This window comes from Actinocorallia aurea (genome assembly GCF_054783995.1).
Genome location: NZ_BAAGPQ010000024.1, coordinates 42,159 through 61,870, shown reverse-complemented (window position 1 = coordinate 61,870; position 19,712 = coordinate 42,159). Strand labels below are relative to the sequence as shown.

At 71.9% G+C, this 19,712-nt stretch carries 19 protein-coding genes; 9 read left to right on the top strand and 10 right to left on the bottom strand.

What is annotated here, in order from left to right; genetic code table 11:
* Positions 1–15: 15 nt before the first annotated feature.
* Entirely contained in the window at positions 16–975 is a 960-nt protein-coding gene (gene cofD, locus ACYVOM_RS27335; RefSeq protein WP_460306384.1) for a 2-phospho-L-lactate transferase, read from the top strand.
* On the top strand, positions 972–2,243 hold the full coding sequence (locus tag ACYVOM_RS27330; RefSeq protein WP_460306383.1) for a coenzyme F420-0:L-glutamate ligase: 1,272 nt from the start codon (positions 972–974) through the stop codon (positions 2,241–2,243). The genes cofD and ACYVOM_RS27330 overlap by 4 nt, the downstream gene beginning before the upstream one ends.
* A 75-nt stretch (positions 2,244–2,318) precedes the next feature.
* Here ACYVOM_RS27330 and ACYVOM_RS27325 read toward each other — a convergent pair whose 3' ends face one another.
* The 5 genes from ACYVOM_RS27325 to ACYVOM_RS27305 all read right to left on the bottom strand — a co-directional run bounded on the left by ACYVOM_RS27325 (position 2,319) and on the right by ACYVOM_RS27305 (position 6,959).
* The gene (locus tag ACYVOM_RS27325) at positions 2,319–2,618 is read right to left on the bottom strand and encodes an SHOCT domain-containing protein (protein WP_460306382.1); all 300 of its coding nucleotides are present in this window, start codon (positions 2,616–2,618) and stop codon (positions 2,319–2,321) included.
* Between the two features lie 12 nt (positions 2,619–2,630).
* Positions 2,631–3,071 (bottom strand): DUF6325 family protein, encoded by a 441-nt coding sequence (locus tag ACYVOM_RS27320; protein ID WP_460306381.1) that lies wholly within the window; start codon positions 3,069–3,071, stop codon positions 2,631–2,633.
* A gap of 179 nt (positions 3,072–3,250) precedes the next feature.
* Positions 3,251–4,342, bottom strand: coding sequence for an acyl-CoA dehydrogenase family protein (locus tag ACYVOM_RS27315; RefSeq protein WP_460306380.1), 1,092 nt, complete (start codon positions 4,340–4,342; stop codon positions 3,251–3,253).
* The gene (locus ACYVOM_RS27310; protein WP_460306379.1) at positions 4,339–5,574 is read right to left on the bottom strand and encodes an acyl-CoA dehydrogenase family protein; all 1,236 of its coding nucleotides are present in this window, start codon (positions 5,572–5,574) and stop codon (positions 4,339–4,341) included. The genes ACYVOM_RS27315 and ACYVOM_RS27310 overlap by 4 nt, the downstream gene beginning before the upstream one ends.
* Before the next feature lie 2 nt (positions 5,575–5,576).
* Positions 5,577–6,959, bottom strand: coding sequence for a 4-hydroxyphenylacetate 3-hydroxylase N-terminal domain-containing protein (locus ACYVOM_RS27305; RefSeq protein ID WP_460306378.1), 1,383 nt, complete (start codon positions 6,957–6,959; stop codon positions 5,577–5,579).
* A gap of 175 nt (positions 6,960–7,134) precedes the next feature.
* Here ACYVOM_RS27305 and ACYVOM_RS27300 point away from each other — a divergent pair, with 175 nt between their 5' ends.
* Positions 7,135–7,746 carry a TetR/AcrR family transcriptional regulator gene (locus ACYVOM_RS27300; protein ID WP_460306377.1) on the top strand — a complete coding sequence of 204 codons (612 nt, stop codon included), beginning with the start codon at positions 7,135–7,137 and terminating at the stop codon, positions 7,744–7,746.
* 66 nt (positions 7,747–7,812) lie between these two features.
* Here ACYVOM_RS27300 and ACYVOM_RS27295 read toward each other — a convergent pair whose 3' ends face one another.
* Entirely contained in the window at positions 7,813–9,324 is a 1,512-nt protein-coding gene (locus tag ACYVOM_RS27295; RefSeq protein ID WP_460306376.1) for a class I adenylate-forming enzyme family protein, read from the bottom strand.
* A gap of 143 nt (positions 9,325–9,467) precedes the next feature.
* Positions 9,468–10,013: a flavin reductase family protein gene (locus ACYVOM_RS27290; RefSeq protein ID WP_460306375.1), complete on the bottom strand. Its 546-nt coding sequence runs from the start codon at positions 10,011–10,013 to the stop codon at positions 9,468–9,470.
* A gap of 94 nt (positions 10,014–10,107) precedes the next feature.
* On the opposite strand from ACYVOM_RS27290, the gene ACYVOM_RS27285 reads away from it, so the two are divergent.
* Both ACYVOM_RS27285 and ACYVOM_RS27280 read left to right on the top strand, forming a co-directional pair.
* Positions 10,108–11,115 (top strand): LLM class flavin-dependent oxidoreductase, encoded by a 1,008-nt coding sequence (locus tag ACYVOM_RS27285; RefSeq protein WP_460306374.1) that lies wholly within the window; start codon positions 10,108–10,110, stop codon positions 11,113–11,115.
* A gap of 57 nt (positions 11,116–11,172) precedes the next feature.
* Positions 11,173–11,424 carry a hypothetical protein gene (locus tag ACYVOM_RS27280; RefSeq protein WP_460306373.1) on the top strand — a complete coding sequence of 84 codons (252 nt, stop codon included), beginning with the start codon at positions 11,173–11,175 and terminating at the stop codon, positions 11,422–11,424.
* On the opposite strand, the gene ACYVOM_RS27275 is transcribed toward ACYVOM_RS27280, so the two are convergent.
* Together ACYVOM_RS27275 and ACYVOM_RS27270 are read right to left on the bottom strand one after the other, a co-directional pair.
* A complete protein-coding gene (locus ACYVOM_RS27275) occupies positions 11,421–12,614 on the bottom strand; it encodes an MFS transporter (protein WP_460306372.1) in 1,194 nt (397 codons plus the stop codon). The two genes, ACYVOM_RS27280 and ACYVOM_RS27275, sit on opposite strands and share 4 nt — an antisense overlap.
* Before the next feature lie 38 nt (positions 12,615–12,652).
* Complete coding sequence (locus tag ACYVOM_RS27270; protein WP_460306371.1) at positions 12,653–13,795, bottom strand: AAA family ATPase; 1,143 nt, start codon at positions 13,793–13,795, stop codon at positions 12,653–12,655.
* A gap of 266 nt (positions 13,796–14,061) precedes the next feature.
* On the opposite strand from ACYVOM_RS27270, the gene ACYVOM_RS27265 reads away from it, so the two are divergent.
* From ACYVOM_RS27265 to ACYVOM_RS27250, 4 genes are all read left to right on the top strand, one after another.
* Positions 14,062–14,724 (top strand): DUF4097 family beta strand repeat-containing protein, encoded by a 663-nt coding sequence (locus ACYVOM_RS27265; RefSeq protein ID WP_460306370.1) that lies wholly within the window; start codon positions 14,062–14,064, stop codon positions 14,722–14,724.
* Positions 14,725–14,753: 29 nt separating this feature from the next.
* Complete coding sequence (locus tag ACYVOM_RS27260) at positions 14,754–15,683, top strand: ATP-binding cassette domain-containing protein (protein ID WP_460306369.1); 930 nt, start codon at positions 14,754–14,756, stop codon at positions 15,681–15,683.
* 44 nt (positions 15,684–15,727) lie between these two features.
* Positions 15,728–16,501 (top strand): ABC transporter permease, encoded by a 774-nt coding sequence (locus tag ACYVOM_RS27255; protein ID WP_460306368.1) that lies wholly within the window; start codon positions 15,728–15,730, stop codon positions 16,499–16,501.
* An 87-nt stretch (positions 16,502–16,588) separates the two neighbouring features.
* Positions 16,589–17,059 (top strand): NUDIX hydrolase, encoded by a 471-nt coding sequence (locus ACYVOM_RS27250; protein WP_460306367.1) that lies wholly within the window; start codon positions 16,589–16,591, stop codon positions 17,057–17,059.
* Between the two features lie 39 nt (positions 17,060–17,098).
* Here the strand turns inward: ACYVOM_RS27250 and ACYVOM_RS27245 are convergent, their stop codons facing one another.
* Positions 17,099–19,642 (bottom strand): bifunctional FO biosynthesis protein CofGH, encoded by a 2,544-nt coding sequence (locus tag ACYVOM_RS27245; protein ID WP_460306366.1) that lies wholly within the window; start codon positions 19,640–19,642, stop codon positions 17,099–17,101.
* Positions 19,643–19,712: the final 70 nt, after the last annotated feature.

Below are 19,712 nucleotides of genomic sequence, written 5' to 3'. Positions count from 1 at the left end.
TGGAAGACTTGAACCGTGAAAATCGTGGTTCTGGCCGGAGGGATAGGCGGGGCGCGCTTCCTGCGCGGACTCAAGGCGGCGGCTCCGGACGCCGAGGTGACGGTCATCGGGAACACCGGTGACGATATCCACCTGTTCGGACTCAAGGTCTGTCCCGATCTGGACACCGTCATGTACACCCTCGGCGGCGGCATCAATGAGGAGCAGGGCTGGGGCCGTGCGGACGAGGCCTTTCTGGTGAAGGAGGAACTCGCCGCGTACGGCGTCGAACCCACCTGGTTCGGCCTCGGCGACCGCGACTTCGCCACGCACATCGTGCGCACCCAGATGATGGACGCCGGCTACCCCCTGTCGCAGGTCACCGAGGCGCTCTGCGCGCGCTGGCAGCCGGGCGTGCGGCTGATCCCGATGACCGACGATCGGGTCGAGACCCACGTCGTCATCGAGGACGAGCGGGGCAAGCGGGCCATCCACTTCCAGGAGTGGTGGGTCAAGATGCGGGCCTCCTCCCCCGCCCTGGCGATCACCCCGGTCGGCGCCGACGAGGCCAAGCCGGCCCCGGGCGTCCTGAAGGCGATCGAGGAGGCCGACTTCGTGCTGCTCCCGCCGTCGAACCCCGTGGTGAGCATCGGGACGATCCTCGCGATCCCCGGCATCAAGGACGCGTTGCAGGCCAAGACCGTGGTCGGGGTGTCCCCGATCATCGGCGGCGCGCCCGTGCGGGGCATGGCCGACGCCTGCCTGAGCGCGATCGGGGTGGAGACCTCCGCCGCGGCCGTCGCCGGCTTCTACGGGCCCGCGCTGCTGAACGGCTGGCTGGTGGCCACCGAGGACGGCCCGCACTTCACCTCGCCGGGCCTTGAGGACGTCGCCGTGCGCGCGCGTCCGCTGCTGATGTCCGACCCGGAGGCGACCCGGGAGCTGGCCTCCGCGGCCGTGGACCTCGCCGTCGAACTGGCCGGAGCGGGCGCATGAGCATCGAGATCAGCGGCGTCGCGGGCCTCCCCGAGGTGCGGCCCGGCGACGATCTTGCCGCGCTCGTCGCCGCGGCCCTGCCGGATCTGCGCGACGGCGACATCCTGGTCGTCACGTCCAAGATCGTCTCCAAGGCCGAGGGCCGGATCGTCAAGGCCGACGACAGGGAGGCCGCGATCGACGCCGAGGCCGTCCGCGTCGTCGCGCGCCGGGGCCGCACCCGCATCGTGGAGACGCGGCAGGGCCTGGTCATGGCCGCGGCCGGGGTCGACGCCTCCAACACCCCTCCCGGCACCGTGCTCCTGCTCCCCGAGGACCCCGACGCCTCCGCCCGCGCACTGCGCGCGGCCCTTCCCCGGCGCGTCGCGGTCCTCATCTCCGACACCTTCGGCCGCCCCTGGCGGGCCGGGCAGACGGACGTCGCGATCGGCGCGGCGGGCCTGGAGCCCCTCGACGACTTCCGCGGCCGCACCGACCCGCACGGCAACCTCCTGGAGGCGACCGTCACCGCGATCGCCGACGAGCTGGCCGCCGCCGCGGAACTGGCCAAGGGCAAGCTCGACGGCGTGCCCGTCGCGGTGATCCGGGGCCTCGCCCATCTCGTCACCGAGGACGACGGGCCGGGCGCGCGCGCCATCGTGCGCGGCTCAGCCGATGACATGTTCCGCTGGGGCGGCGCGGAGCTCCTGTACGCCCGCCGGACGATCCGGGAGTTCACCGACGCGCCGGTCGACGGCGAGAAGGTGCGCCGCGCGGTGGCCGCCGCGATCACCGCGCCGGCCCCGCACCACACGACGCCGTGGCGGTTCGTGCTGCTGGAGTCCCCGGAGATCCGGGTGAAGCTGTTGGACGCCATGCGCGACGCCTGGCGCGCCGACCTGGAGGCCGACCGCTTCACCGAGCAGTCGATCGGCAGGCGGCTCGCGCGCGGCGACGTGCTGCGCCGCGCCCCCTACCTGATCGTCCCCTGCCTGGACACCGAGGCCGGCCAGCACCTCTACCCGGACGCGCGCCGCAACGCCGCCGAACGGGAGATGTTCCTGGTCTCCACCGGCGCGGCCGTGCAGAACCTCCTGGTCGGCCTGACCGCGGAGGATCTCGCGTCCTGCTGGGTGTCCAGCACGATGTTCTGCCGCCCGACCGTCCGCGAGGTCCTCGGCCTGCCGGACTCCTGGGACCCGATGGGCGCCGTCGCCGTCGGCCACGCCGCGGCCGAGCCGCGCGCCCGCGCCCCGCGCCTCCCGGACGCCTTCCTCGAAGTGCGCTGAACCCGGGCACACGGCCCGGCCCCGGCCCCGTCCCCGTCCGCGGGTCCGGGGCCGGGCCGGGCGCGGGGACGCGTCTCAGGACCCGAGGATGCGGGCCTTCTCCGCGGCGAACTCCTCGGGCGTGAGCACGCCGCTCGCCTGGAGGTCGGCGAGCTTCTGGAGCTGCTCGATGCGGTCGTCCGCCTGCGCGGGCTGGGCCTGCGGGGCCTGCATCGGCTGCGCGTACTGCGGCGTCTCCTGTGTTTGCTGCATGTCCTGCATATCTCGGCGCGCCTGCCTGCGCTGGACGCGGCCGGAGACCGCGGTGGCCGTGCCGGTGATGACCGCGGTGCGCGCCATGGTGCCCAGGAGTCCGGGCCGTCCTGCCCTGATCATGCGGTGCCCCCTCTAGCTCTGGCTCAGCGCCGCCATCGCGGTCGCCACGACGTCGCGCGGAATGCGCTCCCAGGACCTGACCTCGCCGTGCGAGGCGCGTACGGCGTCGCTGATGCGCTTGGCCCACGCGTGCTCCCAGACGAGCACGAGCGCGGAGTCGCCCGGATCGAGTCCTTCGCCGACCTTGTCGAGGTCCTCCTCGCTGAGCAGGTCGAGCTGCTCGCTGGTGAGGCCGAGGAACCGCGCCGCGAACTCGGTGTCGACGACCTCGGTCGCGACGACGGAGCCGTCGGCGGCTCTGGACACGAACGCGAGGTCGAGGATCCGGATGGTCCCCGCGTCCTGGAGTTCCAGCAGCGACGGCGCGACGTCCCCGTTGAACCGGCTCCCCCTGAAGAGGATCACCGCGACGTCGACGGGCCCCATGGACTCCGCCTTCATGCTCTCGGGCATACCGGTCCCCCCGCATTCGACAGGCCTTCCGGTGTTCGACAGGCCTTCTGGTGAGGTCTGACCGCGGAATCCCTTCGGGGAACCCAGCTTTTCCCCATATATCCCCAGATTCCCAGATCCCCAACAACCGCGCCCCGGCGGGCGCGGACCGGAGTCCGCGCCGCCGAGCGGCCGGAGGGTCAGCGGGTGAGCAGCGCCAGTGCGCCCGCCGCCACCGCCTCGTCGCGCAGGCGGGAGGGACGGCCGTCGAGGGCCGCCGTCGCCTTGGCCCGCCTGAAGAACAGGTGGGCGTCGTGCTCCCAGGTGAACCCGATGCCTCCGTTGACCTGGATGAGGGCTGCCGCGGCCGCCTCGAACGCCTCCGAGGCCTCGGCCTTGGCGAGCAGGACGAGCTGGTGGGCGGTCTCGGCCTCGCCCGCGTCGAGCGCGACCGCCGCGGTGCAGACGAGGGCACGCGCGGCCGACACCGCGATCGCGATCTCGGCGCACCGGTGCTGGATCGCCTGGTAGGAGCCGATCACCTGGTCGAACTGCGTGCGGATCCCGGCGTACGCGACGGCGCCGTCCAGGCAGCCCTGGGCGCCGCCGACCTGCTCGGCGGCCAGCAGCAGCCGCGCCGCGTCGGCGGCCCGACCGAGCGCGGCCCGGTCGCCCGGCTCGGTGAGCCGCACCGCGGGGACCCCGTCCAGGCGCAGGGCGGCGGGCCGGGCCGTCAGGTCGGTCGCCGCCGCGGGCGTCCGGTCCACGGCGCCCTCGCCGAGCCGGGCCAGGACCGCGCACGGCCCCTGGCCGGTGTCGGCGACGGCGAGCAGCACGTCGGCGGTCATGCCGTGGGTGACGTCCGGGACGGAGCCGCGCAGGGTGCCGTCCGCTTCGAGGACGAGCCTTGGGCGCAGCGCCGCGAACCCCTGCGGCAGCCCGACGATCTCGGCTCCGCTCAGCACCCCCTCGAAATCCGCGGCGGCCGGGCCGAGCAGCCAGGCCGCGAGGACCGAGGCGCGCAGCGGCCCCGCGTACAGGACCGCGCCGGCCTCCTCGGCCGCCGCCGTCAGGTGGGCGAGGCCGAGCCCGAGCCCGCCCGCGGACTCCGGGGCCGCCATCGACACCAGGCCGACGTCCCCGGCGAGGGACTTCCAGCGGTCGGCGTCGTAGCCGGGGTCGGCGACGGGGGCGTCGCGCAGCCGCCGGGCCTCGTCGAGCCCGCCGGTGTCGGCGAGGTAGCCGCGCAGGGCCGCCCTGACCTCGTCCTGGCTGAGCAGTTCCTCGCTCATGACGCCTTCCTCTGCTGCGCCGCGGGCCTGGGCGGCCGGGGCAGCCCGAGACCGCGCTGGGCGATGATGTTCAGCTGGATCTCGTCGGTGCCGCCCGCCAGGTGCAGTGCGGGCGCGCCGAGCACGAACTCCGCCCACGCGTGCGTGTCGGTCTCGCCGGAGTCGGTGAAGGCGCGGTCGCCGAGCACCTCGCCGGCGAGCCCGGCCATCTTGTCGACGGCCCGCGTCATCAGCATCTTCAGCACCGATCCGGCCGCCGGGCCGAGCGGTCCCCACGCGCCTTCGGGCAGTTCCGCCGCGGCCTTCATCGCGACGACCGCCGCGACGGTCCGGGCGATCTCCGGCCGAGTCACCGGGTCGTCGGCCGCGCCGAGCCTGTCGACCAGGGTCGCGAGGCGCTCCAGCGCGTAGGGGCTGACCGGCCCGTCGTCGCCGACCATGGTCTTGCGCTCGCTGCCGAGACTGGTGCCCGCGACCTTCCAGCCCTCCCCGACCGCGCCGATCCGGTGCGCGTCGGGCACCCGGACGCCGTCGAGGAACACCTCGTTGAACGCCGCGCCGCCCGTCATCTGGCGGATCGGCCGGACGGTGACGCCGGGGGCGCGCATGTCCACGAGGAACATGGTCATGCCCGCGTGCTTGGGCGCGTCCGGGTCGGTCCGGACCAGGGCCTCGCCGACGTCGGCGAGGTGCCCCATCGACGTCCAGACCTTCTGGCCGGTGAGGATCCAGTCGTCGCCGTCGCGGACGGCCCGGGTGGCGGCGCCCGCGAGGTCCGAGCCCGCGCCGGGCTCGGAGAACAGCTGGCAGCCGATCGCGTCGCCCCGGTACAGCGCCCGCACCTGCGGGATCCGCAGCTCGGGGGCGGAGTGCCGGTCGAGGGCGGGCGCGACGATGTGCAGGCCGACGAACAGCACCTCGCGGGACGGGAAGCCCAGCTCGGCCAGCAGGTCGTCGACGATCTCGTCGGCTTCGCGCGGCAGGCCGCGTCCGCCGCAGTCGGCGGGGCCGCTCGGCCAGGCCAGCCCCGCGTCGAACAGCCGGGCCTGGAGCCGCCGAACGACCTCGACCTGCGCCTCGTGTCCTTCGCCCAGCTCCTCGACGGACGCGATCCGGTCGGAGGACCGGCGCTCCCGCTCGGTGTCGGTCCCGGCGAACTCCCCCGCGATCGACCGCAGGAACGCCTCGGCCTCGGCGCGGAACCCTTCGAGGCCGTCGGTGGTCTCGCTCATGCTCAGGCCTCCGCGAGCCCGGCGAGCCTGAGCGCGAGCTTCTTGGCCGTGTCCATCGGGTAGTGCTTGCGCGCGACGAGCCGCTGCGCGTACAGGCCGCCGCCGGACTGGAGCATGGTCACGAGCTGCCAGCCGCCGTAGGCGTCGGCGGTGAAGTCGCGGATCGCGTGGAAGAGGCGGGTGCGGTACTCGCCGCCGATGCCCTCCTTGGTGGCCATGTACTTGTGGATGAACGGCCCGACCTCGGCGTGCTCCAGGTCGGAGATCGACGGGGCGGTGACGATGGAGCCGCCGCCGATGTCGTGCAGGTGCCGGACCATCGTGCTGAACTCGGCGGCGCCGTGGTGCTTCGCCGCGTTGGTGAACAGCTCGCTGGGGAAGTACCAGCCTTCGGGGCTCGCCTCGGCGTTGGCGATCGCGGCCTCCAGGCCGGCGCGCACGAGCGTCGCGTAGATCACCATCTCGGCGATCTTCTCGCGGACGTGCGAGACGCGCTCGGTGCCGTTGGCCTCGGCGATGAGCTGGGCGAGGCCGACGAGGGTGTCGCCGTACTCGGCGAGGTGGGCGGTCGCGCCGAGGCGCTCCCACAGCCCGAGGGAGTGCGCGAAGGTCGCGGAGTGCTCGACCTCGCCGGCGAGGAACACGCGCTCGTTCGGCACGAACACGTCGTCGAGGATGACGAAGCCCTCGGGCATGTTGTGCCGGGAGCTGACGGGGAAGTCCTGGTGGCGGTCGCGCGGCGCGAAGCTGGTGTTCACGATCTTGACGCCCGGGGCCCCGACCGGGATCGCGCACGCGACGGCCCAGTCCTCTTCGCCCGGCTTCATCTTCTTGGTCGGCATGACCACGAGCTCGTGGCTGACCGCCGCCGAGGAGATGTGCAGCTTCGCACCGCGCAGGACGATGCCGTCGGGGCGGCGCTCGACGATGCGCACGTAGGCGTCGGGGTCGTCTTGGCCGCTCGGGGAGAGGCGGCGGTCGCCTTTGGCGTCGGTGATCGCCTGGACGCAGCGCAGGTCGTTGTCCTTGCAGTACTGGAAGTACGCCTCTATGCGGTCGGCGTAGGCGGCGCTGGCCGAACGGATCCGGGCGGCGGCGGTGAGCAGCGCGAGCAGGCCCTGGGACGTGGTCACGGTGACCATGTCCCAGGCGAGGAGCTCTTCGAGGATCTCCTTGAGCTGCTCCTTGCTCCGCGGGACGGCGAAGTAGGGGCCGACCGCGTCCTCGCCGGGCCGGTAGTGGGTCTCGTAGCCCTTGGCCACCAGCTCGATCGCTCGGACGAACTGGGGGTGCGAGGACAGGTCCTTGACCTCCTCGCCCTCGGCGAAGATCCGCCTGCCGTCGTCGAGCGAGGCCAGGTAGGCCTCCCTGCTCATCATCGCCATCGCGTCTTTCCCTTCGGTACGGGCCGGATCCGTCCGTGGGGGCGGCCCGGGAAAAATTCTGATGCTAAATTCAGTTTCAGTCAAGGGCGTGTGGCCTGCCGGGCGGCGGGCCTAAACTCTGATCCCGTTGGACGCGGGTGCGACACGCCCGCCACGGAGACGGAGGACCTTGGCGATGCCACCCACCCCGAAGGGCAGGCGGACCGAAGCTGCGTTCCTCGACGCCGCGCGCCGGGTCTTCGCCGAGAAGGGCTACTTCAACGCCAAGATCTCCGACATCGCGCAGGCGGCCGGGAAGTCGTCGGGGTCCTTCTACAACTACTACGAGAACAAGGAAGAGCTGCTCCAGGCGCTGCTCGACCAGTTCTCCACCGAGGTCCTCGTCCAGTCGCTGAAGGCGCAGAGCGACGATCCGGAGGAGGGCATCCGCGCGGCGGTCCGGGTCTACTGGAACACCTACCGCGAGTACCTCGCCGAGATGATCGGCATGTTCCAGATGTCGATGACCGACGAGTCCTTCGCCGCCCGCTGGCGCGAGGTCCGCAGCGCGGGCGTCCGCGCCGTCCTGGCCGGCATCAGGGCCGCCGAGCAGTCCGGCTACCGCCACGGCCCCCGCCCCGACCTCGTCGCCTCCGCGATCGCCGCAATGATCGACTCGTACTGCTGGACCTGGCTGGCCAGCGGCGGCGAACCCGGCATCCCCTCCCCCACCGACGAAGAGGCCATCGAGGCCATCGCCACGGTCTGGTATCGCACGGTCTTCTTCGACCGCGCACCGCAGGCCTAGCCGCCCCGTCCGCAGAACGCGCGAAGAGGCCCCGCCCCTCCACGGGCGGGGCCTCCTCAGGTCCGCCTAGGACTCGTCGAGGGTCTCCTTGACGAGCTGGGGGCGGGAGGTCTTGCCGGTGGCGGTGCGCGGGAGGTCGGGGAGGATGCGGAGGAGCTTGGGGATCTTGTAGCCGGGCAGGTGGGCCCGGCAGTGGTCCTGGATCGCCTCGGCGGTCGCCGTGCCGCCCGGGCGCAGGACGACGGCGGCGCAGACCTTCTGCCCCCAGTGCGGGTCGGGGACGCCGTAGACGGCGGCGTCGGCGACGTCGGGGACGCGGGCGATGACGTTCTCGACCTCGCCCGGGTGGACGTTCTCGCCGCCCGTGACGATCATGTCGTCGGAGCGGCCCCGGACGAAGACGTAGCCGCCCTCGTCGACATATCCCATGTCCCGGCTGTTGAACCAGCCGTCGACCAGGACGCCCCGGGACGGGTCCGCGCCCAGGTAGCCGAGGGTCATCGAGGGAGCCCGGAACCACAGTTCGCCCTCGGTGCCCTGGGGGACCTCCTCGCCCGTCAGCAGGTCGCGGACGCCGAGGTCGATGCCCGCGCCGGGCCGTCCGGCCGAGGAGAGGCGGGCCGGGTCGGCGCCGGGGAGGTGGTCCTCCTCGGTGAGGAAGCAGAGGCCGCCGCCCGCCTCCGTCATGCCGTAGACCTGGCAGAGGCCGGAGTCGAGGGTCTCCATCGCCTCGGCGAGGAGGGTCGGGGTGATGGGCGAGGCGCCGTAGCCGATGTGCCGCAGCGCGGGCAGCGGGACGGGCTCGGCCTTGAGCTGGTCGACGATCATGCGGATCAGGGTCGGCACGAGGATCGTGTGGGTCGCCGCGCGCTCGGCGAGGGTGCGGACGAGCCCGGCGGGGCTCGGGTCAGCCGGGTACAGGAGTGTCGCGCCGATGCCGAGGCAGTACTGGGTCCAGCACGCGCCGGCGGCGTGGAACGTCGGCGGGACGATGAGGACGCGGGACTCCTCGTCGAACTTGTGCACGTCGGCGTAGGGCATCATCGCGTCGACCGCGTCGCGGGTCAGCGGGACGCCCTTGGGCTCGCCGGTCGATCCGGACGTGAAGTAGATGACCGCCTCGTCGCCGCCGTCCGCTTCGAGGGGGGCGATCGGGGCGACGTCCGGCCAGCACGGGGCGGCCTGGTCGAGGACGGAGAACGCGGCGCCGACCTGCGCGGCCTCCGCGGCGGACTCGCCGCCCGCGACCACGTGCTTCAGCCCGAGCGCGGCGGCGACGTCGCGCAGTCCGGTGGCGGGCAGCCGCCAGTTCAGCGGGACCAGCGCGGCCCTGCGGCGCCAGGCGGCGAGCAGGACGACGGGGTGGCCGGGGCCGTTCTGGCCCAGCCAGCCCACCCGGTCGCCGGGGCCGACGCCCTGGGCGGCGAGGTGCGCGGCGGCCCTGTCGGCGGCTTCGTCGAGCTCCCGCCAGGTCAGGGTGCGGACGCCGGCGGCCGCGGGGGCGTCCGGGCGGGCGGCCGCGTGGCGGCGGACCGCCGCGTCGATGTCCACGGCGGGGTGGGGGACGCTTCTGGGCAAGGGGGTCTCCTCAGTACCAGGAAGGGGGTGGGTGCTCTTCCGGATTTTCCTGATACTAGGTTCAGTTTCAGGCGAGGACAAGACCTCGCTGTGAAGTCCACCACAAGAGATTCGCCACCGCCGAATCAGAGGCCCCCTCCGGTTCAGCCCTCCGATGCGGTCCCGAAGTGCGGAGCGATGACGCCGTATCGGCCGCGGTGGTAGAGCAGCGGCATCCGCTCGGCGTCACCCGTCAGAGCCGTCACGCGGCCGACGACGATCTCGTGGTCGCCGCCCGGGTGGATCGCCGCGATCTCGCACTCGACGTGCGCGGCGGCGCCGTCGATGAGCGGCGTGCCGGACGCGCCCGCGCGCCAGGAGATCCGTTCGAACTTGTCGTCCCGCCGCTGCGCGAACAGGCCGCTGACGTCGCGCTGCTCCGCGGCGAGGACGTTGACGCAGAACGCCCCCGACGGACGGATCCGCGCCCACGTCACCGAGGACAGGGCGGGGCAGAACGCGATGAGCGGCGGGTCGATCGACAGGGACGTGAACGACTGGCACGTCAGCCCGACGGGTTCGCCCTCGACCATGCCGCTGACCACCACGACGCCGGACGCGAATCCGCCCATGACATCGCGGAACAGGCGCGCGTCGATCCCGGCGCCCGGCCCGGCGGCCGCCGCGCGGAGCTCCGTGGAGTTCGTCATCGGTACCCCTCTCTCCCTGTCTTGACCCGACCTAAAACTGAAACTAACATCAGTTCCAGTTATGTTACAAGCTCTCCCTGATTGGGGCAAAGACATGGAACTGGGCATCCTCAGCCTGGGAGACCACCTCCCCGACCCGCGCACCGGCGAGCAGGTCTCGCAGGCCGCGCGGCACCGGGCGATCGTCGAGGCCGGCGTGCGCGCCGAGGAACTCGGCTTCACCATGTACGCCGTCGGGGAACACCACTTCAACGACTACATCGTCTCCTCGCCGAGCGTCGTGCTCGCCGCGATCGCCTCGCGCACCAGCCGCATCAGGCTCGCCCCCGCCGTCACCCTGCTGCCCATGGCCGACCCGGTGCGCGTCGCCGAGGACTTCGCGACCCTCGACCTCATCTCCGGCGGACGCCTGGAGATGGTCGTCGGCCGAGGCATCTCCTCCAAGGACTACCGGGCCTTCGGCTACGACCCCGCCGAAGACCGCGACAACATGGACGAGAAGCTCGCCCTGCTCAAGGCGCTGTGGTCGGACGAGCAGCCCGTCACCTGGGAGGGCCGCTTCCGCACGCCGCTGCGGAACGTCACCGTCCAGCCGCGGCCCTCGCGCATGCCGCGCATCTGGCTCGGCAGCGGCTTCAGCCCCGGCTCCGTGCAGCGGACGGCCGAGGCGGGCATGCCGCTGTTCCTGCCCAGCATCCTCATGGCCCCGCAGAAGTACGCCGAACCCGTCGCGCTCTACCGGCGGCTCATGGAGGAGAAGGGCTGGGGCGACCGCGCGTTCGTCGGCTGCTGCTCCTACGTGCACGTCGAGGAGACGAGCCAGACAGCCAAGGACAACTGGGAGCCCTACCTCATCCAGTACGTCGAGTGGGTCAACAGCCTCACCGGCAAGATGATGCAGGCCGACTACCCCGCCCTCATCGACGGCCCCGCCGTCTGCGGCAGCCCCGCCGAGGTCGCCGACCGCCTCCAGGAGGTCGAGGAGCTCCTGCGCCCCGACGTCCACCTCTCGGTCTTCGACCCGGGCGGCCTCCCCCACGAGCAGGTCGTCCGCTCCATGGAGCTGTTCGCCTCCGACGTCATGCCCAAGTTCCACGGCTGACCCCGCGGTCCGGGCGTCCGGGACCCGGACGCCCGCCCTCCTCCCGAAAAGGCCCCCATGTACCTCACCGTGGACCTCTCGTCCGTTCCGCCCGCCGTGGAACTGCACGAACCCGACGACTTCGCCGCCTTCTCCGTCCGGATCGCGCAGGCCACCCACGCGTTCGTCACCCCGGACACCCTGCGCGCCCTGGCCGGCGACCTCGCCGCGTCACCCGAGTGGAACGACGGCCTCGCGGCGATGCTCGCGCACGCGTCGAAGAACGGCTGGCTCGACGGTTCCGGCGCGATCCGGGCGCACCTCGCCTAGGCGGGGCGGCCCGTCCGGACGATGATGGCGGCCGAGGCGGCGGCGAGCACGGCGATGAAGACGGCGAGGGCGATCGCGGCGTCGAGGAGGGTCGTCAGGGTGACCAGGACGCCGGAGGCGACGACGGGGATCGTCAGACCGACGTAGGCGGCGATGAAGAAGGCCGAGATGACCTCGCCGCGGCGGGCCTCGGGCGCGATCGCGGTCACCGTCGACAGGCCCGCGCGGAACGCGAGGCCGACGCCCACGCCGCCGACGAGCACGCCCGCGATCAGCACGGGCAGGGAAGCCGCGGCGACCGCCGAGACGACCACGACGACGCCCGCCGTCATCAGCGCGAGGCCGAGCAGGCTCGCCGTCCGCGGCATGAACCGCCCTGCGGCGACCTGCGCGGCCGCCGCCGCCGCGAACAGCAGGAACGCGACCACTCCGGCCGTCTGGTGGCTGCGGTTCCCGAGCCCCTCCGACAGCACCTGGCCGGCCAGCGCCGTCGTGAATCCGAGCAGCGCGAACGACGCGAGACCCGCGATCGCCGCGGCGAGGAACGGCACCCGGATCTCCGGCGGCACGCCGATCCGCTGGAACCCGATGCCGGCCCGGAAGCCGTCCCGGACCGAAACCGTCTCCGGCAGCCGCCACACGAACACCAGCACCACCGGGAGCAGCAGCAGCGCCCCCGCGACGTACGGCACGTCCAGCGGATGCGGCGCGTGGTCGGCGAGCACCCCCGCGAGCAGCGGCCCGAGCCCCAGCCCGCCCATGTTCGCGACGGTCGCCATCACGCCCGCCCTGCTCCGCTCCTTCAGCGGCGCTTCGAGCTCCGCGATGTAGGCGGTCGCCGCCCCCGTCACCAGCCCCGCCGACACCCCCGAGACCAGCCGTCCGACGAACAGCCCCGCCAGCCCCTTCGTGGCCACGAACACCACGGCCGACGCCGCCGAGAACCCGACCGCCGCCAGCAGCACCGGCCGCCGCCCCACATGGTCGGACAGCCGCCCGAGGAACTGCAGTGTCCCCAGCACCCCCACCGCGTAGACGGCGTAGACCACCGTCACCATCAGCGGATTCAGCTGCAACCTGCCCGAATAGATCGCGTACAGCGGCGTCGGCAGCGTCGTGGCCACCATCACCACAGTGAACAGATACGCCACGAGCAGGCTGTCCCGCCGCGCCGTCCCCAGCCCCATCATGATCCCCATCATGCCTGGTCCGGCGGGTCGCCGATCCGTCAGCGCTTGGGCCAGTGCCACGGCGGCTCGTCCAGGGGGCCTTCGCGGCCCGCCACCTCGGTGGCGCCCTCGTCGTTCTTGACGAGCTCGACGAGGGTGGCGCGGTGAGGGCGGACGGCGAGGGCCTTGGCGAGCGGGGCCGAGTGGGTGACGACGAGGACCTGGGTGCGGCGGGCGGCTGTGGCGATGAGGGCTGCGAGGGGCTTCAGCAGGGACGGGTGCAGCGACGACTCGGGTTCGTTGAGGACCAGGAGGGACGGGGGGCGGGGAGTGAGGAGGGCGGCCGACCAGAGGAGGTAGCGGAGGGTGCCGTCGGAGAGTTCCGCGGCGCCCAGCGGGCGGCGCAGACCGGGCTGGCGGAGCCGCAGGAGGAAGCGCCCGTCCTCGTCGACGCCGATCTCGACGGCGCTGCCGGGGAAGGCCGCGTCCACGGCGTCGGCGAGGGCCTCGTGGTCGCCGGTCTCCCGCACCGTCTGGAGCGCGGCGGCGAGGTCCGACCCATCGGCCGCGAGCACGGGCGTCCGGGTGCCGACGCGGGCGGCGCGGGCGGGCGCGTCGGCGTCGGTGCGCACCTGGTCGTAGAACCGCCACGACCGCAGCAGTTCCCGCACCCGCACCAGCTCGGGCGCTTTTCCGGCGAGTTCGCCGAGCATGCTGTCGTAGGGCCGCAGCCCCTTCGGCACGGTCTCCCACCTGCCGTTCTCGCCCCGGATCTTCACGCGGGGCCCGGCGCGGTCGGACAGCAGCGCCGCGGGCCTCAGCAGCTCCCCGTGCCAGACGACCTCGCGCTTGATCTCCGGGTCGAGGTTGAAGAGCGAAGGCGCGCCCGGCGCTCCGGCCGTCGCGATCGGATACCCGAAATCGAGCGCGTAACCGCACTCGTCACCCGCGAAGCCGAGCTTGAGGCTCACCGAGCCCTCCCGGCCGCCCCGCTCCCCGGCCCACAACGCCGAAGGCAGCCCGCCCTCACGCGCCAGCGCCCCCACCGCGCCGCCCGTCCCCGCCTCCCCCAGCAACCGCAACGCCTTGTACAGGCTCGACTTCCCGCTTCCGTTGCCGCCCGTCACCAAGGTCAACGGCCCCAGCGGCAGCACGAGCCTTCTGAGCGACCGATAGTTCTCCACCGCCACCGTCGTCAACATGCCCCCAGTCTGCCCCGGCCGACGCCGCGGAGTCTGCGTCCCCGGCCCGGCGGAGCGTTAACCTCCATCCCATTGCAACGCAACGCCGATGGGTGTTGCGTTAGCCTGCAAGCCCATTGCACTGAAATTCGCGTATTTACCTGCGAATACTCGTTCCATACGCAACTTAGCTGTTGCCATACTCGCGAACGCAACGTAGCTTTTGCGATGTCGGAAACAACACGTAGCCGACAACGAGAAGCTCGAAGAAACCCGAGGAGCACACGATGCAGAAGTTCCAGACCCCCGCCCCGATCACCGCGGTCCTCGCCGTCGCCGCCGGACGCGTCAGCTTCATCGCGGCCGACCGGGCCGACACCGTCGTCGAGATCCTGCCCGCCGACGCCGCCAAGGGCCGCGACGTGAAGGCCGCCGAGCAGACCAGCGTCGCGTTCGCCGACGGCGTCCTGCGGATCGAGACCGCCGAGAAGAACCAGCTCCTCGGTACGTCCGGCTCGGTCGAGATCACCGTCCAGCTGCCCGCCGGCTCGCGGATCGAGGGCAGGGCGTCGGCCGCCGAGTTCCGCGTCGTCGGACGGGCCGGCGACGTCGCCTTCGAAGGCGCGTACCGGCAGATCAAGGTCGACGAGGCCGCGAGCGTCCGCCTCGCCGCGACCGACGGCGACGTCGAGATCGGCCGCCTCGCCGGCCCCGCCGAGATCAGCACCGAGCGGGGCGACATCCGGATCGCCGAGGCCATGAGCGGCAAGGTCGTCCTCACCACCCGGTCCGGCGACATCACCGTCCACGCCGCCGCCGGGGTCTCCGCCTCCCTGGACGCCGGCACCTCCTACGGCCGGATCGGCAACGGCCTCAAGAACGACGGCGCCCCCGCGCTCGACATCCACGCCACCACCTCGCAGGGCGACATCGCCGCCTACAGCCTCTGACCCTCCTCGACCCCCACGGAGCACCCCTCATGACGAACTCGGCCATCACCGCGACCGGTCTGCGCAAGTCCTACGGCGACAAGACCGTTCTGGACGGCATCGACCTCGACGTCCCCGAAGGCACCATCTTCTCCCTGCTGGGCCCGAACGGCGCGGGCAAGACCACCACCGTCCAGATCCTGTCGACCCTCATCCCGGCCGATGGCGGCCAGGTGCGGGTCGCCGGATTCGACCTGGCCCGCCAGGCCGACGACGTGCGCGGAGCCATCGGCGTCACCGGCCAGTACTCCGCCGTCGACAAACTCCTCACCGGCGAGGAGAACCTCCTGCTCATGGCCGACCTGCACCACCTGTCCCGCAAGGACGGAAAGCGCAAGACCGCCGACCTGCTGGAGCAGTTCGACCTCGTCGAAGCAGCCCGCAAGCCCGCCTCCACCTACTCCGGTGGCATGCAACGCCGCCTCGACCTCGCCATGACCCTCCTCGGCGACCCCCGCCTCATCTTCCTCGACGAGCCCACCACCGGCCTCGACCCCCGCAGCCGCCGCAGCATGTGGCAGATCGTCCGCGACCTCGTCACAGGCGGCACCACCATCTTCCTCACCACCCAGTACCTCGAAGAGGCCGACGAACTCGCCGACCACATCGCGCTCCTCGACCACGGAAAGCTCATCGCCCAAGGCACCGCCGACGAACTGAAGCGCCTCATCCCGGGCGGCCACATCGAACTCAAGTTCACCGACGCGCACCTGCTCGGCAACGCCCGCACCCTCCTGGCCGCCGGCATCCCCGACCCCGAGACCCTCACCCTCCAGGTCCCCAGCGACGGCAGCGTCCGAGCCGTCCGCGAACTCCTCGCCACCCTCGACACCCACGCCATCGACGTCGCCGAGATGAACGTCCACACCCCCGACCTCGACGACGTCTTCCTCACCCTCACCGGCCACCCCCAGCCCTGACCCCCAACCCCCCTCCGCCTGAACCCCTTTAGGGAGATCCCCCCATGAGTGCCCTGACCCTCGCTGTCCGCGACAACTCGACCATGGTCCGCCGCCAGCTCAAGCGCCTGGTCCGCTACCCGGCCATGACGATCCAGCTCGTCATCACCCCCATCATCATCCTGTTCCTGTTCGTCTACGTCCTCGGCGGAACCCTCGGCCAAGGCATCGGCGGCGGACGCACCGCCTACATCGCCTACATCGTCCCCGGCATCCTCCTCATGGCCGCAGCCACCGCCGTCGCCGGAACCGCCGTCATGGTCGCCACCGACATGACCGAAGGCATCGTCGCCCGCTTCAAGACCATGCGCATCTCCCGCCCCTCCATCCTCACCGGCCACGTCGCCGCCAGCGTCATCCAGCAACTCCTCAGCATGGCCGCCCTCCTCGCCATCGCCACCGCCCTCGGCTTCCGCCCCAACGCCACCGCCATCGAATGGCTCGCCGCCCTCGGCCTGCTCACCCTCTTCGCCTTCGCCATCAGCTGGATCGCCGTCGCCCTCGGCCTCGCCTCCCCCACCCCCGAATCCGCCGGCAGCAGCCCCATGTTCCTCATGCTCCTCCCCTTCCTCGGCAGCGGCTTCGTCCCGACCGACACCATGCCCACCGCCCTCCGCTGGTTCGCCGAATACCAGCCCTTCACCCCCATCATGGAAACCACCCGAGGCCTCCTCCTCGGCACCGAAATCGGCAACAGCGCCTACATCGCCACCGGCTGGTGCGTCGCCCTCACCGCCCTCTCCTACCTCTGGGCCAAAGCCACCTTCAACAAGTCCTGACCCCCAAGCCCCGGCCGATCAGGGCCGTCGGACCCCGGTCCGACGGCCCTGGCCCTTTTCCACCGATCTCCGTGAGAAGGACATCCCATGGCGCAGAAGGCAACGACCCTCAAGGCACTGGCCTACATACTCAACGACGCCGACGAGCTCCTCGTCATCCGCCACGTGGACCACTCGTACGAGCGAGTGGGTCTCGAAGTCCCCGGAGGCACCGTCCGCCCGGGCGAGCCCCCACAGGCGGCGGCCCTCCGCGAGGCCCACGAGGAGACCTCCCTCCAGGGCCTGGTCCTCATCTCCCCCCTGGGACAGACGAACTACGACATAACGCCACTCCGGGAAGAGGTCCAGCACCGCCACTTCTTCTACCTGCGCGCCCCCGGCCCCCGCCCCCCTCGATGGCCCAGCGCCGAACTCCACGACGGCCTCGCCGAGCCGACCCGCTTCGAATGCTTCTGGATCCCCCTACAAAACGCGCACGTCCTTTCAGCCGGCCACGGCGCCCTGGTCCCTGAGCTGTGGCACGCCCTGACGTCAGGCGACGAAACGACGAAGACGTAGGAGGGAGGATCTCGGCGGGGGTGCCGAGGCCCTTTCTGGTCAGCGGGTGACGAAGGGGAGGAAGTGGCCTACGCCGTCGGTTTTGCGGGCGGCGGTGAGGCGTTCCTGGGTGGGGCGGCCGTAGGTGGTGGTGCGTTGGACGGCGGGGCGGCCTGCTCGGGCGGCGATCTCCTCCAGGGAGGTGATGGTCTTGAAGCTGCCGTTTCCGGAGCCGGCCATGCGGGAGATGGTCTCCTCCATGAGGGTGCCGCCCAGGTCGTTGACGCCGCCTTGGAGGACCTCGGTGCAGAGATCGTCGGAGAGTTTCACCCAGCTGGTCTGGATGTTGTCGATGGCGCCGTGCAACAGGATGCGGGCCAGGGCGTGGACGGCGCGGTTCTCGCGGACCGTCGGGCCCGGACGGGAGATGCCGGCCAGGTAGATGGGGGCGTTGTGGTGGACGAAAGGCAGCAGGACGAACTCGGTGAAGCCGCCCGTCTCCTCCTGGATGGAGCGCAGGAGCTTCAGGTGGGCGACCCAGTGGGCCGGGGTGTCCACGTGGCCGTACATCATCGTCGACGTCGTGGGCAGGCCCACCGAATGGGCCGTCTTCACCACGTCGATCCAGGCCGAGGTGGGGAGTTTGCCCTTCGTCAGGACCCAGCGGACGTCGTCGTCGAGGATCTCGGCGGCCGTGCCCGGCAGCGAGTCGACGCCCGCCTCCTTCGCGGCGATGAGCCACTCCCGCAGGGACAGGTCCGTACGGGCGACGCCGTTCACCACTTCCATCGGACTGTAGGAGTGGAGGTGGATGTCGGGCTGCCGCTTCTTCACCTCGCGGGCGAGGTCGAAATAGGCCGTTCCAGGCAGGTCCGGGTGGATGCCGCCCTGCATGCAGATCTCGGTCGCGCCCGCCTCCCACGCCTGGTCGACGCGGTCGCCGACCTGGGAGAGGGAGAGGCTGTAGGCGTCGGCGTCGGTGCGGCGCTGGGCGAAGGCGCAGAAGCGGCAGCCGGTGTAGCAGACGTTGGTGAAGTTGATGTTCCGCGTCACCACGTAGGTGACGTCGTCGCCGTTGACGTCCTTGCGCAGGTCGTCGGCGATCTTCGCCAGGGCGGCGAGTTCGGGCCCGTCGGCGTGCAGGAGGGCCAAGGCGTGCGTGTCGGACAGCCCGCCCGGGTTCGCCTCGGCGGCGGTGAGCGCCGCCTTCACGTCGGCGTCGAACCGCTCGGGCGCCTTCACCCGCTCGCGGAGCGCGTCCCAGTCGCCGTAGACCTCGTCGAAGTCGTCGCGGCGGTCGGCGGTGCGGCCTTCGGTGTCGATCGCGGTGTGCAGGTCGGTCCGGCCCGCCTCGGCGAAGCCGCCGTCGGGCTCCTGCCAGGTGCGGCCTTCGACGACCGCGTTCTCGTCGGCGAGGCCGTCGGGGGTGCTCAGCGCCCGGACGTGCGCGAGGAGGCGCGGGTCGAGCCACGGCTCGCCCTTCTTCACGTACTCCGGGTAGATCGTGAGGCGCTCGCGCAGCGTGAACCCGGCGGCGGCGGTCCGCGCGGCGAGTTCCTCGATCTGCGGCCACGGGCGCTCGGGGTTGACGTGGTCGGGAGTCAGCGGCGAGACGCCGCCCCAGTCGTCGATGCCGGCGCGCACGAACAGCGCGTACTCGTCGTCGAGGAGGTTCGGCGGGGCCTGGATGCGCGCCTTCGGGCCCAGCACGAGGCGGGCCACCGCGATCGTCGCGGCGAGTTCCTCCAGCTCGGCGTCCGGTGTCCCGCGCATGGCCGTGTCGGGCTTCGCGCGGAAGTTCTGGACGATGACCTCTTGGATCGCCCCGTACTCGCGCATGGTCCGGCGGATCGCGAACAGCGCGTCGGCGCGCTCCTCGACGGTCTCGCCGATGCCGATGAGGATGCCGGTGGTGAACGGGACGTTGCAGCGCCCCGCGTCCTCCAGGACGCGCAGCCGTACTGCGGGGTCCTTGTCGGGCGAGCCGTAGTGCGGGCCGCCCTTCTCCGTGAACAGCCGGGTGGCCGTCGTCTCCAGCATCATCCCCATGGACGGCGCGACGGGCTTGAGCCGCTGGAAGTCGCGCCATGACAGGACACCCGGGTTGAGGTGCGGAAGGAGGCCCGTCTCCTCGAGGACGCGGATGGCCATCGCGCGGACGTACGAGAGCGTGTCGTCGTAGCCCTGTTCGTCGAGCCACTCGCGGGCCTGGTGCCAGCGGTCCTCCGGGCGGTCGCCGAGGGTGAACAGCGCTTCCTTGCAGCCCATGGCGGCCCCTTGCCTGGCGATCTCCAGGACTTCGTCGGGGCTGAGGAACGGGGCCGGGAGCTTGTGCGGAGCGGTGGCGAACGTACAGTATCCACAGCGGTCGCGGCACAGCCGCGTCAGCGGGATGAACACCTTGCGGCTGTAGGTGATGACGCCGGGACGCCCCGCGTCGCGCAGTCCCGCGTCGCGGGTCCGGGCGGCGTAGGTCAGCAGCGCGTCGAGGCTTTCGCCCCGTGCGTGGAGCAGGACCGCGGCTTCGGCCTGGTCCAGGGTCTTGCCGTCGCGGGCGCGCGCCAGTGCGCGGCGCAGCCCGGATTCACTCACTGCGCTCTCCATGGCCGCACTCTATGCCAAGCGTCATAGTGGGAACAGTGCAGACCCCCCGCAAGAACCAAAAGTCATGCGA